At 68.2% G+C, this 13,150-nt stretch carries 14 protein-coding genes; 7 read left to right on the forward strand and 7 right to left on the reverse strand.

What is annotated here, in order from left to right; genetic code table 11:
* The first annotated feature begins 43 nt into the window (after positions 1-43).
* The 5 genes from AC6CIE_RS15020 to AC6CIE_RS15040 all read left to right on the forward strand — a co-directional run bounded on the left by AC6CIE_RS15020 (position 44) and on the right by AC6CIE_RS15040 (position 4,880).
* Positions 44-955, forward strand: a complete 912-nt coding sequence (locus AC6CIE_RS15020) for a fumarylacetoacetate hydrolase family protein (RefSeq protein ID WP_175125130.1) — start codon at positions 44-46, stop codon at positions 953-955.
* A gap of 11 nt (positions 956-966) precedes the next feature.
* Entirely contained in the window at positions 967-1,722 is a 756-nt protein-coding gene (locus AC6CIE_RS15025) for a GntR family transcriptional regulator (protein ID WP_498092684.1), read from the forward strand.
* A 28-nt stretch (positions 1,723-1,750) separates the two neighbouring features.
* Positions 1,751-2,665 carry a LysR family transcriptional regulator gene (locus AC6CIE_RS15030; RefSeq protein ID WP_175125132.1) on the forward strand — a complete coding sequence of 305 codons (915 nt, stop codon included), beginning with the start codon at positions 1,751-1,753 and terminating at the stop codon, positions 2,663-2,665.
* A gap of 219 nt (positions 2,666-2,884) precedes the next feature.
* Positions 2,885-3,877, forward strand: a complete 993-nt coding sequence (locus AC6CIE_RS15035; RefSeq protein WP_175125133.1) for a Bug family tripartite tricarboxylate transporter substrate binding protein — start codon at positions 2,885-2,887, stop codon at positions 3,875-3,877.
* Positions 3,878-3,932: 55 nt separating this feature from the next.
* Positions 3,933-4,880 (forward strand): M14 family metallopeptidase, encoded by a 948-nt coding sequence (locus AC6CIE_RS15040; protein ID WP_498092686.1) that lies wholly within the window; start codon positions 3,933-3,935, stop codon positions 4,878-4,880.
* 9 nt (positions 4,881-4,889) lie between these two features.
* Here AC6CIE_RS15040 and AC6CIE_RS15045 read toward each other — a convergent pair whose 3' ends face one another.
* The 3 genes from AC6CIE_RS15045 to AC6CIE_RS15055 form a co-directional block, all read right to left on the reverse strand.
* Positions 4,890-5,411 carry a lipocalin family protein gene (locus AC6CIE_RS15045; protein WP_175125135.1) on the reverse strand — a complete coding sequence of 174 codons (522 nt, stop codon included), beginning with the start codon at positions 5,409-5,411 and terminating at the stop codon, positions 4,890-4,892.
* Positions 5,412-5,495: 84 nt separating this feature from the next.
* Complete coding sequence (gene gshA / locus AC6CIE_RS15050; protein WP_175139442.1) at positions 5,496-7,067, reverse strand: glutamate--cysteine ligase; 1,572 nt, start codon at positions 7,065-7,067, stop codon at positions 5,496-5,498.
* A 32-nt stretch (positions 7,068-7,099) separates the two neighbouring features.
* Complete coding sequence (locus AC6CIE_RS15055) at positions 7,100-8,086, reverse strand: alpha/beta hydrolase (RefSeq protein WP_498092688.1); 987 nt, start codon at positions 8,084-8,086, stop codon at positions 7,100-7,102.
* Between the two features lie 44 nt (positions 8,087-8,130).
* Here AC6CIE_RS15055 and AC6CIE_RS15060 point away from each other — a divergent pair, with 44 nt between their 5' ends.
* Positions 8,131-8,670, forward strand: a complete 540-nt coding sequence (locus tag AC6CIE_RS15060; RefSeq protein ID WP_175139440.1) for a hypothetical protein — start codon at positions 8,131-8,133, stop codon at positions 8,668-8,670.
* Here the strand turns inward: AC6CIE_RS15060 and AC6CIE_RS15065 are convergent.
* Complete coding sequence (locus AC6CIE_RS15065) at positions 8,660-8,992, reverse strand: helix-turn-helix domain-containing protein (protein ID WP_239216411.1); 333 nt, start codon at positions 8,990-8,992, stop codon at positions 8,660-8,662. The genes AC6CIE_RS15060 and AC6CIE_RS15065 overlap by 11 nt on opposite strands.
* Before the next feature lie 96 nt (positions 8,993-9,088).
* On the opposite strand from AC6CIE_RS15065, the gene AC6CIE_RS15070 reads away from it, so the two are divergent.
* Complete coding sequence (locus AC6CIE_RS15070; RefSeq protein ID WP_498092690.1) at positions 9,089-9,985, forward strand: AEC family transporter; 897 nt, start codon at positions 9,089-9,091, stop codon at positions 9,983-9,985.
* A gap of 84 nt (positions 9,986-10,069) precedes the next feature.
* Here the strand turns inward: AC6CIE_RS15070 and AC6CIE_RS15075 are convergent, their stop codons facing one another.
* From AC6CIE_RS15075 to AC6CIE_RS15085, 3 genes are read right to left on the reverse strand one after another with little or no spacing between them, the layout of a single operon-like run.
* Positions 10,070-11,077: an Ldh family oxidoreductase gene (locus tag AC6CIE_RS15075; protein WP_312433907.1), complete on the reverse strand. Its 1,008-nt coding sequence runs from the start codon at positions 11,075-11,077 to the stop codon at positions 10,070-10,072.
* Positions 11,078-11,111: 34 nt separating this feature from the next.
* On the reverse strand, positions 11,112-12,047 hold the full coding sequence (locus AC6CIE_RS15080; RefSeq protein WP_498092692.1) for a hydroxyacid dehydrogenase: 936 nt from the start codon (positions 12,045-12,047) through the stop codon (positions 11,112-11,114).
* A 37-nt stretch (positions 12,048-12,084) separates the two neighbouring features.
* On the reverse strand, positions 12,085-13,098 hold the full coding sequence (locus AC6CIE_RS15085) for a Bug family tripartite tricarboxylate transporter substrate binding protein (RefSeq protein WP_175186047.1): 1,014 nt from the start codon (positions 13,096-13,098) through the stop codon (positions 12,085-12,087).
* Positions 13,099-13,150 lie beyond the last annotated feature (52 nt).

The following is a 13,150-nucleotide window of genomic DNA, read 5'->3' on the forward strand; positions in this document are numbered from 1 at the left end:
GCGGCGGCCGGTTCCATCAACCTTTGACCTTCTGGAGTTCCCGATGCGCCTGGTGACCTTTCGCGCTCATCCCACCGCCGCCGCCCGCCTGGGCGCGCTTGTCGACGGCTACGTGATCGACCTGTTCCTGCTGGGTCAGGAAGGCGGGGTCGACCTGCCCGACGACATGTTGGAATTCATCGATCTGGGGCCGGTGGCAGTCGCGCAGGCGACGCGTCTCTTGGACACGTTCCGTGGCAACTGGCCGGTGGGCAGCGCGGTGCCGCAGGAGAACGTGAAGCTGCTGGCGCCCATCCCGCGTCCGCGCAAGAACATCTTCGGCATCGGCTTGAACTACGTGGAACACGTGGCCGAGTCCAGCCGCACGCTGGACACGTCGGCCGACCTGCCCAAGCAGCCCGTCATCTTCTCCAAGCCGCCCACGACGGTGATCGGACCGGGCGACGCCATCGAGCACAACGCGAAGATCACGCAGCAACTGGACTGGGAAGTCGAGCTGGCGGTGATCATCGGACGCCGCGCGTCGCGCGTTGCCGAGGCCGATGCGCTGTCGTATGTGTTCGGGTACAGCGTGATGCTGGACATGAGCGCGCGCGATTGCCGCCGCGCAGGGCAATGGATCTATTCCAAGGGGCAGGACACCTATGCGCCGTTCGGCCCGTGCATCGTGACCGCCGACGAAATTCCCGATCCGCAGGTGCTGGACCTGTGGCTGACGGTCAACGGCGAAAAGAAGCAGGGCTCGAACACGCGCCACATGTTGTTCAAGGTGCCGTTCCTGATCTCCGACATCAGCGCGGGCATCACGCTGGAGCCGGGCGACATCATTGCCACCGGCACGCCGGAGGGCGTGGGCGCCGGCCGCAAGCCGCAGGAGTTCCTGTGGCCGGGCGACGTGGTCGTGGCCTGCGTGGAAGGCATCGGCACGCTGCGCCACCCGGTGGTGGCCGTCTAGGAGCGCCGCGCTTGAAACCCAAAATCAAGGCCCCGCGTGAGGATGCGGCGGCAAACGGCGGCGCCGAGATCGAAGACATCACGCTGTCCGAACAGATCTACCGGCAACTGCGCCGCGACATCATGCGCGGCGCGTTTGCGCCGGGCCAGTCGCTGCGGCTGGAATTGCTGCGCCAGCGCTATGGCGGCAGCTTTTCACCGATCCGCGAGGCGCTGAACCGGTTGCGCAGCGAACGCATGGTGCTCACCACGACGTCGCGCGGGTTTCGCATCGCGCCGCTATCCGTGGACGAAATGCGCGATGCCTGCGAGACCCGCATCCTGATCGATTGCGACGCGCTGCGCCGGTCGCTGGCCAATGCCGACGACGCCTGGGAGGCGCGGCTGGTTGGGGCGTTTCACGCATTGGCGCTGGCCGCGCGGCGGGCGGACGCCGCGCCGGGACTGGACCCGGACCGCGAGGACGCACTGGAAGCGCGTCACCAGGATTTTCATCAGGCGCTGATCGGCGCCTGCCGCTCGCCCTGGCTGCTGGACCTGTCCGCGCAGTTGTACGCGCAGACCGAACGCTACCGCCGGCCGGCGCGCGCGCAAGCCATGGCGTACGGCCCTGAACGCGATGTTGACGACGAGCATCGCGCGCTGCTGGATGCGGCGGTGTCGCGCGATGCCGATCGCGCGGTGGCGCTGCTGGCGGCGCACTACCGCGAGACGGCGCAGGTCATCGCGCGCATCCTGTCCCTGCCCGAGGGACAAGCGGCGGCCTAGCACGCGCGATGCCGTAAGCTTGTCGTCCATGGCAGACCTGAAACTCCTCGAAGATCTGATTGCGCTGGCGCAGACCGGCAGCTTCGTGCGTGCGGCCGAGCTGCGGCACGTCACGCATCCCGCTTTCGGGCGGCGCATCCGTGCGCTGGAGACGTGGGCCGGCACACCGCTGGTGGAACGCCAGCGCCTGCCGGTGACGCTGACGCCCGAAGGCGAGACGCTGCTCAAGACGGCGACGCAGGTCGTCGAGCAGATGGGGCTGGTGCGCCATCGCATCCGTAGTTCGGGCGCGGGCGGCGAGGCCGTGCTGCGCATCGCCACGGGCCGCAGCCTGGCGCGCACGCTGGTGGCGGACTGGATTGCGCGGCTGCGGCACCGCACGCCACGCGTGCTGACGGACGGCACGCAGGTGGAGCTGTCCACCGGCAAGGCGCAGGACCTGGTGGTGCGGCTGGAACAGGGCAAGGTCGACCTGTTGTGCTGCTACGAGCATCCGGCGCTGTCCGTGCCGCTCAGCCCTTCGCGCTACCGGTATATGACGCTGGCGACGGACAAGCTGGTGCCGGTCAGCCAGATGGATACCCGGGGCCGGCCGCGTTTTCTGCTGCAGGAGGGCGGGGCGCCCGTGCCGCTCATCACGTACACCGGCGGGCTGGCAATGGAGCGCATCGTGGGGGATCGGCTTGAGGCCACGCCGTATGCGCTGACGCCGTTTGTGCGCAGCGATTCGCTGGACGCGGCGCATGGCGCGGTCGCCAAGGGTGTGGGGGTGGCTTGGCTGCCGTGGTCCATGGTGGCGGCCGACTGCCGGCGCGGCGCGCTGGCTGAGTTGGGCGGGCGCAGCGACGAGATCGCATTCGAAGTCCGCCTGTACCGCCCGCGCGCGCGGCTGACCGACCTGGCCGAAGCCGCCTGGGAAGCGACGGCGAATCGCAAGGCGTGAATTCAGGTCTGGCCTCGGGTCCGGATTCCAGCGCCTGAAGTTCAACGCCTGCTGCTTAGCACCTGGAGTTTCAGCGACCATATCTCGCCGCCAGAATCCCGATCAGCACAACGATGTGCCGCTTTGGCACGGACTGGCCCTGGGCCGCGCTCGAAAATAGCTCCCGAAATCAAATGAGACGGCTCCGCCGTCCACCCACAGCACCCCAGGGAGAAAGTCATGAAGTCCATCTTGAAGCCGCTGCGTGCGGCGCTAGTCTCGTTGTGTGCCGCCTCGGCGCTTGCCGCGGCCCCTGCCGCGAGCGCGGCCGATTATCCGTCCCGCAGCATTTCGCTGATCGTCGGTTACCCCGCAGGCGGCAGCCTGGATCTGACCGCGCGCCTCTTGGGCGAGGAACTGGGCAAGCGCCTGGGCCAGACCGTTGTGGTCGAGAACGTGGGTGGCGCCGGCGGCACGATCGGCGCGCAACGTGTGGCGCGCGCCGCGCCGGACGGCTACACCATCTTTTTGGGCTCCACCAACGAAATGGTGATCGCCCGCATGATCAACACCGCCGTCAAATACGACAGCGCCAAGGATTTCACGGCGCTGGGCATCGTGGCCTCGCAGCCGATGCTGCTGGCCGCGAGCAAGAACTCGGGCGTGAAGACCGCCGCCGACTATCTGGAAAAGCTGAAGGGCGCCGCGCCCGGCACGTTCAACTACGGCTCGTCGGGCGTGGGCACGACGCTGCACCTGGCCGGCGAGATGATCAACCAGGCCACCGGCACCCGCGCCGAGCACGTCCCTTACCGCGGCGTGTCGCCTTTGGTGACCGACCTGATGAGCGGTCAGCTGGACTACGGCATGCTGGTGCTGTCCTCCGGGCTGCCGCAGGTGCGTAGCGGCAACATCGTCGCGCTGGGCCTGACCGAGAACAAGCGTTCGCCCGCCGCGCCCGAGATCGCGCCGCTGGCCGCCACCAAGGGCTTTGAGTCCGTGGACATCAACCTGTGGTTTGCGTTGTACGGCCCGGCCGGCCTGCCCGAGCCGGTGGTGACCAAGCTGCGCACCGTGCTGGATGAAACGCTGAAGTCGGACCAGTTCCGCGCCAAGATGCAGGACGCCGGCGGCGAAGTGGCCAAGCCGGGCGTGGACCCGGTGGCGTTCCAGGCTGAAGAAACCAAGAAGTACGGCGCGCTGGTCAAGGCCGCCAAGATCGAAGCGCAATAAGGCTGCGCGCGACGCATCACACCATCGAAAGACCAGGCATCAAGCGGATATCACCATGGAATTCAAGCTCCCCGTTCCCGACATCGCCGCCGAGCGCGCGGGCAATACCGACACGCTGGGCGTGTGGCACTTTGATTCGGGCGTGCCGGGACGGGCGCTCATGGTGAGCGCGCTCGTGCATGGCAACGAGTTGTGCGGCGCCTGGGCGCTGAAGGACCTGCTGGCTTCGGGTCTGCGCCCGCGCCGCGGCAGCCTGACGCTGGCCTTCTGCAACCTGGACGCGTTCGACCGCTTCGATCACGCAAACCACGATGCGTCGCGTTTCGTGCAGGAAGACATGAACCGCGTCTGGAGCGCCGAGCGCCTGGACAATCCCACGTCGCCGGACCGCCAGCGCGGCGCGGCGCTGCGCCCGTGGGTGCGGCGTGCCGACTGGCTGCTGGACCTGCATTCGATGCACGAGCCGGGGGCGCCGCTGCTGCTGACGGGCGTGCTGCCGCGCAATATCGCGCTGGCGCGCCGCCTGAAGGCGCCGCAGCACGTCATCGTGGACGCCGGCCACAAGGACGGCGTGCGCATGCGCGACTTTGAACACTTTGGCGACCCTGCTCGCGACGACGCCTGCGCCCTGCTGATCGAATGCGGCTTTCATGGCGACCTGTCGTCGCGCGATGTGGCGCACGACATGGTGGCGCGGATGCTGGTGGAATCGGGCGTGATTGACGCGCCGGACCTGCCCGAAGGCTGGCTGCTGCCGGATCCGGCGGCGCAACGCGTGCTGGAAGTGACGGACGCCGTGGTGGCGCCGTCGATGAATGTGCGGTTTGCCGGCCCCTGGTCGGGGCTGGAAACGTTTGAAAAGGCCGGATCGCTCATCGGCTGGGCCGACGAGCAGCCGGTGGTGACGCCCTACGACAACTGCACGCTGATCATGCCGTCGCTGCGGCAGTTGAAGCCCGGCGTGACGGTGGTCAGGCTGGCCCGCGACTACGCCGCGGGCTGAGGGGGGCGCTTACTTCTGCGGCGTGTAGCGCAGCTCATCGAGCTGATAGCCCTGCGCCGTGGCGGCGGCCAGCGCCTTGTCCAGTTCTTCCTTGGGCAGCTTGGGTGAGCGCGACAGGATCCACAGGTACTTGCGATCGGGCGTGCCGACGACGGACCAGCGGTATTCGGGATCCAGACCGATCACCCAGTAATCGCCCTTGAATGGCTTGAAGAACGTGACTTCGAGCTTGGCGTTGTTGCTGCCTTCGACCACCGTGGCGGTGCCCGACGCCGAATCGATATCCCCGTCCTTGGTGCGGCAGCGGTTGTTCACGCCGATGGTGCCGTCCGGATGCGCGGTGTATTCGGCCGTGGTGTCTCCCACGCAATTGCGCTGGAAGAACATGGGGAAGTTGGCGATTTCGTACCACATCCCCACGTAGCGTTTCAGGTCGACGGATTCGACGGTCTGCATGGGCGGCGGCGCGGCGTGGGCAATGCCCGCTACGCTGACCGCCAGGGCCAGCAGAAATTTTGCGGTGCGGCGCATGGATAAAACCTCCTGATGTGACTGGTAAGGCCCACGCGCGCACCCCGCAGGGGCGCGGCGCGGACCAATCCCTAACGATACGCCTTATTTGCGCGGCGCCTTGAGCGCGGCGTGATAGCGGCTCACGTAGGTATCGAAGTCTTCAGTGTCCGACTGTTCCAGGCGGAGCTGTTCGGCGGCGGACGCTTCGGCGGCTTGCTGATAGGCCGTGGCCACGTCGGCCGGCAGCGGCTGCGCGCGCAGCGCATCCGCATGCTTGCGGCTCAGCGCCAGCGAGTAATCGTGGAACGACAGGCCGCTGTCCTTCAGTTCGGCCAAGAGGCGCGCCGAGGGCGTGGTGTCGGGCTGGTCAAGCTTGGCGCGTTGCGCCGCCAGCGCATCCGCGTAGGCGGTGCCGCCCATGGCGCTGTCGTACAGCGCCGCGTACGGCGCGATCTGATCCAGCAGTTCGTGGCCCCATTGCGCCAGGCCGATGGTCTGGCCGTCGCGGTCCAGCGTGAGGCCCGGTTTGCGGCCTTCCTTGACGACGACCGAGAAGTTGTCGGCACTGCGCTGACAGTAACCGTTGGCGGGGAAGAACGGGCTGTCCGAGGCCGTGCAGAACAGCAGGAAGGCGTCGACGAAACGGGCGGTGGTGGCGTCGATGCCGACCGGCGAATACGGATCGATGTCCAGGCAGCGCACTTCAACGTACTGCACGCCGCGTTCGGCCAGCGCCGTGATGGGGCGTTCGCAGCGGCCCGTGGCGCGCTTGGGGCGGATGCTGGAGTAGTACTCGTTTTCGATCTGCAGCACGTTGGTGTTGAGCTGGATCCATTCGCCGTCGCGGTGGGTGCCGATCTTTTGATAGTCGGGCCAGGGCTGCGTCACGGCGCCGTACAGGCGGCCGAGGAAGGTGTCCAGGTCGTTGTAGCAGAGCTTGAGCTGCGACTGCGCCTTGTTCTGGTAGCCCAGGTCGCTCATGCGCAGGCTGGTGGCGTAGGGCAGGTAAAGGGTGTGGTCGCCCAGCTTGTCCAGCGCGTGGTCCTGGCCTTGCAGGAAGCCGCTGGCCAGCGCGGGCGCCGAGCCGAACAGGTACATCAGCAGCCACGAATACCGCGTGAAGTTGCGGATCAGGCCGATGTACCCGCGCGAGCGGCGGTCCTGGTCGGAGCCGGGCTGCGTGTCGAGCACGGACCACAGGGCTTCGGGCAGGGAAAAGTTGTAGTGCACGCCGGCGATGCATTGCATCGTCTTGCCGTAGCGTTCGGCCAGACCGCGGCGGTAGACGTGCTTGAGCATGCCCGTGTTGGACGTGCCGTACCAGGCAATGGGGATTTCAGGTTCGGGCGGCAGCGTGGCCGGCATGGACTGATTCCAGATCAGTTCATGGTCCAGCACGGTGTAGACGTGGCGGTGCGTGTCGGCAAGCTCGGCCAGGAGCGCGTCCACGTTGTCGTGCGTGCCCGTGATGAGCTCGAGCAGCGACTCGGAATAATCGGTGGTGACGTGTTCGTTGGTCAGCGCCGAGCCCAGCCCGGCGGGGTGCGGCGTGCGGGCCAGGATGCCCTGTTCGTCCACGCGCAGGCCTTCTTTCTCGATGCCCCGCAGGGTCTGGGTCAGCATCGAGCGGTTGGCCTCTAGGCGGGCGAGGCGGTTGGCGGCAGTATCGGTCACGGATTGTTCTCGTTGGGGGCTGTCGCCGGATTTTACGGGGTGCTGGCCTCCTGTGCTGAGGGAACCAGTACTGGGGACAGGGACAATGCCTGGGCGGTGCGCGCCAGCCATTCATCCAGGTCAGCATAGACGGGATCGGCAATGGGGGCGGTTTCGTTGAAGATCTCGTGCCACGCGGTGTCGTACCAGCGCAGGGTGAGCAATTCAGCAGGCGCCCGCTGGGCGAACTGGCGGCTGCCTTCGGCCGCCACGATGGAGTCGTCGCCGGCCACCATCAGCAGCGTGCGGCAGGGCAGCAGGCTGGCTTCGCGCAGCGCCTGCTGGCCGGCTTCGTCCACAAAGCGCGCCAGCCGGCCGGTCATGCGGCGCCGCACCAGGGGATCGGCGCGGTAGGCCTTTACGACGGCCCGGTCGTGGGAAATGCGGGCGGGCGCCAGGCCGTGCGGGACGCGCAGGTCGGGGGCATGCAGAGACATCCATGTCAGGGTGCGGCGCACCCATTGCGGGACATTGACGGCAAAGGGCGGGGAGCTGAGCACCAGCCCGTCCAGGTCGGCCAGCCGGCGCTGGGCGATGCGCACGGCGACCAGGGCGCCCAGGCTGTGACCCAGCAGAATGGGCGGACGGCCGCAGGCCTGTGTCCAGTCCTGCAGCCGGTCCACGGCATCGGTGACCAGGTCTTCCTGGTCACGCAGGGTGGCGGGGTGTCCGCCGGAGCGGCCGTGACCGCGGTGATCGTGCGCGCCCACCGTCCAGCCCCGGGCGGTCAGCCAGCGCGCCAGCCGGTCATAGCGTCCGGCGTGCTCGCTCAGGCCGTGCAGCAGATAGATGCTGGGCCGGGCTGCCGGCAGCCCGTCTGCGGCCTGCGCGTCACCGGAGTGCCCGTCATCGGATAGCCCGTCATCGGATAGCCGGCCTCCGTCGCCCGCTATCGGAGGCGGGACGTTTGGCGCGGCGGGCCAGCAATAATTGGCGAGCAACGTGCCATCGGGCGCGGGCGCCATGGAAATCGGCGACAATTTCTGGATTCCTCGAAATGACGGGACCCTGGAGTCCTCGGGTAATGACGATTTCATCGCTGTTTCGTTTCATGTTCAAGAAAGCGGGCGTTTTTTTGACGCTGACGTTGGCGTTGGCGGCTTGCTCGCCCAGTTACAACTGGCGCGAGATGGATGTGGCGGACGGCCACGTCCGCGCCGCGTTCCCCGCCCGGGTGTCGACGGAAACCCGCGATCTGAAGCTGGACACGCATGCGTTGAAGTTCACGATGGCCAGCGCGACCGTCGGCGAAGCGGTGTTTGCCGTGGGGTCGGCGCCCCTGCCACCGGAGATCGCGGCCAGCCCCGCGGCCCGGCAGGCGCTGGGCGTGGCGCTGATGCGGTCGCTCTACACCAACATGCAGGCGCCGCCGCCCAACGAATGGCCGCCTTATGGCCAGGAAATCGAGGTGCGCGGCAAGGCGGTGGGCAAGCCCGGATGGCTGCAGGCCAAGGTGTGGGTGACGGACACGATGCTGATCGAGGCCGTGGCCGCCGGCACCGAGGAAAGCCTGCCCGCCGAGCGCGCGCGCGAATTCCTGCGGTCCGTCGTCATCAAGCCTTGAACTCGAGCAGGCCCAGCCGCAGCGCCGCCACCACGGCCGCGCGCCGGCCCCGCACGCCGAGGCGGCTGCAGGCGTTGCGCAGGTGGAAATTCACGGTGCTTTCGCTGACGCCCAATATGCGGGCGGTTTCCCAGCTGGTTTTGCCCGCGGCGGACCACCGCAGGCACGCGGCCTGTCTGTCCGATAACGGCAGGCAAGCTGCCTGCCGGTCTGCCAGATGCAGGCCGGCGGGTGGAATGGCGCTGCGGACGGCGCAACGCGATGAGTGGGCAGGAATGCGCATCGGTGTGGCGGACATGGCGGCGAGGACGGGATGGTCCATTTGTGAACAATGTCCCCATGCTGCGGCGACCGCCCCGGCCGGGGCAAGCAATGATGCCGTGACGCATCAATCTTTTTATCTCTGACGGAATAGTCCATGTTGGCCATCGCGCAGTTCTACCTGTCAGCCATTGTGCTGATGATGCCCCTGCTCTTCTGCGTGGGAATCGGGCTCTACTGGGGCAAGCGCGATCTTCCCTTCGGCGGCAACTTCATCACCACGCTGGTCACCTCCGTCACCACGCCCGCGCTGGTGTTCCATACCTTCGTCACCACCCACCTGGACAACCGCGCGCTGGCCGACGTGGCTGCAGCAACCCTTATCGCCCTGCTGCTATGCGCGTTGATTTGCGCGGCGCTGCTCAAGGCCTGGAAGCTGCCTGTGCTGAGCCTTCTACCCACGGCGTTCCAGCCCAATGCCGGCAACCTGGGCCTGCCTATTTCGCAACTGGCGTTCGGCGACGCGGGCCTGTCGGTGGCGGTGGCTTTTTTTGCGGTGAGTTCATTCGTTATGCACACCATCGCAGTGCGCATGCTGCCCGGCGTCAACACCAAGGGAAGCTGGAAGAGCCCGATCCTGCTGGCGTCCTTGGTGGCGGTGGCGCTGCGTCTGCTGGACGTGCCGGTGCCCGCGTGGATCATCGAGACGGCGCGCATGCTGGGCGCGGTGACGGTGCCGCTGATGCTGCTGAGCCTGGGCCATGCGCTGGCGCTGATTCCGTCGAACGGCATGCGCGACGGCGCCAAGGTTGGTGCGATCCGCCTGGTGGCGGGTCTGTTGACCGGGCTGGCCGTGGTGTGGGCGATGGACCTGGAGCCGGTGCTGGCCGGTGCGCTGACGCTGCAGATGGCCATGCCGTGCGCGGTGGTCAGCTACATGTACGCGCGGCGCTACACGCCGCTGGGCGACACCGCGGCGGGCGCCGTGCTGGTGTCCACCGTCGTGTTTCTGCTGCTGGCGCCGCTGATGCTGTGGTTCTCCCACGGGCAGTAGGGGCGCCGGGCGGCGGGGTCAAGTCCCGCAGTCAAACCCGGCAGCCAAGCCCGGCAGTCAAATCGCGCGGTCAGGCCGCGCGGTTCAGCCTGCACCCGCCAGCGTGCGCAACTGCGTCATCAACGCATCCGGCAGATCCAGGCCGTGCTTGACCGCCTCGTCGCGCAGCTTACGGCGGCGGTCGCCCGGCAGGCGCACGCCTTCGTCTTCGAGCATGGCGTCGACCAGCGTTTCCACGCGTTCCAGGTAGACATCGTTACCCGCCAGCGCGTTGGGATCGATCGCCATGAAGGCCTGCCCCAGCCGCGCCGGGCCGCCTTCATCCACAAAGAACGACTCGTTCTCGTAGCCGAAGCGCGCGCCGGTCAGCGCGCAGGCCATGAGTTCGACAATGAGCGCCAGCATGGCGCCCTTGACGCCGCCCGCGGGCAGCATGCTGCCGGCCAGTCCCGCCTTGGGGTCGGTGGTGGGCTGGCCCTCGGCGTCCAGCGCCCAGCCCAGCGGAATGGGCTGGTTGTCGCGCGCGGCGATCATGAGCTTGCCGCGCGCCACCTGCGACAGCGACAGGTCGATGACCAGCCGCGCGCCGCCGCGGCGCGGGAAGATCGCCGCGACGGGGTTGGTGCCGAACAGCGGACGCTTGCCGCCCCAGGCGGGCATGGCGGCAGGCGAGTTGCTCAGCGCCAGCCCCACCATGCCGGCGTCCGCCAGGGCTTCCAGGTGGTAGGCCGCTTCGCCAAAGTGATGGCTGTTGGCCACGCCCACGAACGCAACGCCATGCTCGCGGGCGCGGGCCGTGGCCTGTTCGACCGCCATCGCGCAGGCGGGAAACGCCAGGCCCGAACCGGCATCGATCAGCGCTGCGCCGCCGCGTTCGTTCACCAGGCGCGGCACGGCCGAGCCGATGGCGCGACCGGTGCGCAGATGACCGGCGTAGAACGGCACGCGCGACAGACCGTGAGAGCTGAGCCCCTGGCTTTCCGCGAAGACCAGTGCGCGGGCGGTGCTGTCGGCCATGACCGGGTTGGCGCCGGCGGCGGCAAGACCGGCCGCGGCCAGGTGTTGAAGTTCGTCCAGATAGATGTGAGCCATATCCTTCCTGTCGTGTGAGGCGCGCCGCGCCTCGTCAGCGTGCGCGGGCGTCAAGCGCCATTGTCACACCGGCGGCCACCATGTCGGAAACGCGCGTGTTGGCCTCTTGCGTGAGCCCCGCGATGTGCGGTGTCAGGATCAGGTTCGGCGCGTCGGCCAGCGCACTGCCCGCGGGCAGCGGTTCCTGCTCGAAGACATCCAGCGCCGCGCCGCGCAACCGCCCGGCCCGCAACGCCGCCGCCAGCGCGGCTTCGTCCACGATGCCGCCACGGGATGTGTTGATGAGGATGGCGCCGGCGCGCATGCGTTCGATGCGCGCGGCGTCCAGCAGATGCCGGGTCTGGGGCGTGAGCGGCAGGTGCAGCGTCACGACGTCCGCCCGGGCAAGCAGATCGTCCAGTGACAGCGATTCTGCGCCCGCTTCCTGCCACGCGGGATGGTCGGGCGGCAGGGCGGCGTCGCTGCCCACGATGCGCATGCCCAGCCCGCGCGCAAGCTGGGCGGCCAGGCGGCCGATGCCGCCGAATCCCACCACGCCCAACGTGCGGCCGTGCGCTTCCAGCCCCTGCGACAGCGCATTGCGGGGCCACACGCCGGCCGCCACGTCCGCGGTGGACCCATAGGCGCCGCGCAACAGCGACAACATCGTGCCGACGACGTATTCGGCCACGGCGCGGGCGTTGGCGCCCGTGGCGGGAATGACCTTGATGCCGCGCGTCTCGCATCCCGCCAGGTCGATGTTGTCCAGCCCGACGCCCAGCCGGCCCACCGCAACCAGGCGCGGCGCGGCGGCCAGCACCTCCGCGTTCACCTGAGTGCGGTTGCGCACGATGAGGGCGTCGGCATCCGCGACGGCGGCGAGCAGCGCGCCGCGCTGCTCGACCAGTTCGGGCGCGTACTGCACGTCGAACCGCTGCTGCAGGGCCTGGACGGCAGGCGCGTCCATGAACTCCGATATCAAAACTCGCATCTGCCGGGCTCCTTTTCGTGGTGGCAGGTTGGCCGCGTCAGGCGACCTGAATGTTGGCGTCGCGGATGATCTTGGCCCAGCGGTCGACCTCGGACTTCAGGTACGCGCCGAACTCTTTCGGGCCGCGCGGCTGCGGCACGAAGCCCAGTTGCAGCAACGACTGCTGCATGGCGGGCTGCGAGACCTGCTTGACGATGGCGTCGCCGATGCGCTGGACCAGTTCAGGTGGCGTGCCGGCCGGCGCGAGCACGCCCGTGAAGTTCTCGACGATCAGGTCCGGCAGGCCGGCTTCGGCCGTGGTGGGCAGGTCGGGCAGGTCCTTGCTGCGCTCGCGCGTGGTGATGGCCAGCGCGCGAAGCGAGCCGTTCTTCACGTGCGCCAGCGATTCCGGGTAGTTGGAGAACACCACGTCCAGATGCCCGCCGATCAGGTCCGTGAGCGACGGCGCGCCGCCCTTGTACGGCACGTGCATCAGCGGCACACCCGTCAGCTTCTGATACAGCGCCAGCGTCAGGTGCGGCGGGGTGCCGTTGCCGCTGGAACCGGCCGACAGCGGCTTGGCCTTGGCCGCGCGCGCCAGGTCGTCCATGGTCTTGATGTTGCTCTTGGCGTTGACGACCACCATGATCGGCGACGACGCCAGCCCGGCGAGCGGGGTCAGGTCGCGCGTCAGGTCATATCCGGCCTTGCCCGCGAACAGCGTGGCGTTGGCCGCGTGCGACAGCGTGATGGCCAGCCAGGTGTAGCCGTCGGGCGCGGCGTTCGACACATGCGCCGCGCCGATGTTGGCGCTGCCCCCGGGTTTGTTTTCAACCACCACGTTCCAGCGTTCGGCGTCGGCCAACGCCTTGCCCACCTGGCGCGCGGCCACGTCGGTCAGGCCGCCCGGCGGAAAAGGCACCACGTAGTTGATGGGACGCTCGGGCCACGCGCCTTTCTGCGCCAGCGCGCGTTCCCACGGGGCCAGCGCACAGAGGCCGGCGGCGCCCAGGGCGCCCAGCAGGCGACGGCGCTGCGCATCGTGCAGGGGGTAATGCGGTTCGCTACTCATCTGTCTTCCTCCTTGGGGATAACGCCCGGGTAGGAATGCGTACGCCTTTGCT

This window comes from Achromobacter sp. GQ309 (assembly GCF_059759315.1).

What these genes read in the sequence shown, in the direction of transcription:
- AC6CIE_RS15085 (WP_175186047.1), bottom strand. Translation starts at nt 13,098, where the DNA reads ATGAGTAGCGAACCGCATTACCCCCTGCACGATGCGCAGCGCCGTCGC.
- AC6CIE_RS15035 (WP_175125133.1), top strand. Translation starts at nt 2,885, where the DNA reads ATGAAGTCCATCTTGAAGCCGCTGCGTGCGGCGCTAGTCTCGTTGTGT.
- AC6CIE_RS15045 (WP_175125135.1), bottom strand. Translation starts at nt 5,411, where the DNA reads ATGCGCCGCACCGCAAAATTTCTGCTGGCCCTGGCGGTCAGCGTAGCG.
- AC6CIE_RS15030 (WP_175125132.1), top strand. Translation starts at nt 1,751, where the DNA reads ATGGCAGACCTGAAACTCCTCGAAGATCTGATTGCGCTGGCGCAGACC.
- AC6CIE_RS15080 (WP_498092692.1), bottom strand. Translation starts at nt 12,047, where the DNA reads ATGCGAGTTTTGATATCGGAGTTCATGGACGCGCCTGCCGTCCAGGCC.
- AC6CIE_RS15060 (WP_175139440.1), top strand. Translation starts at nt 8,131, where the DNA reads ATGACGATTTCATCGCTGTTTCGTTTCATGTTCAAGAAAGCGGGCGTT.
- AC6CIE_RS15040 (WP_498092686.1), top strand. Translation starts at nt 3,933, where the DNA reads ATGGAATTCAAGCTCCCCGTTCCCGACATCGCCGCCGAGCGCGCGGGC.
- AC6CIE_RS15020 (WP_175125130.1), top strand. Translation starts at nt 44, where the DNA reads ATGCGCCTGGTGACCTTTCGCGCTCATCCCACCGCCGCCGCCCGCCTG.
- AC6CIE_RS15075 (WP_312433907.1), bottom strand. Translation starts at nt 11,077, where the DNA reads ATGGCTCACATCTATCTGGACGAACTTCAACACCTGGCCGCGGCCGGT.
- AC6CIE_RS15065 (WP_239216411.1), bottom strand. Translation starts at nt 8,992, where the DNA reads ATGGACCATCCCGTCCTCGCCGCCATGTCCGCCACACCGATGCGCATT.
- AC6CIE_RS15070 (WP_498092690.1), top strand. Translation starts at nt 9,089, where the DNA reads ATGTTGGCCATCGCGCAGTTCTACCTGTCAGCCATTGTGCTGATGATG.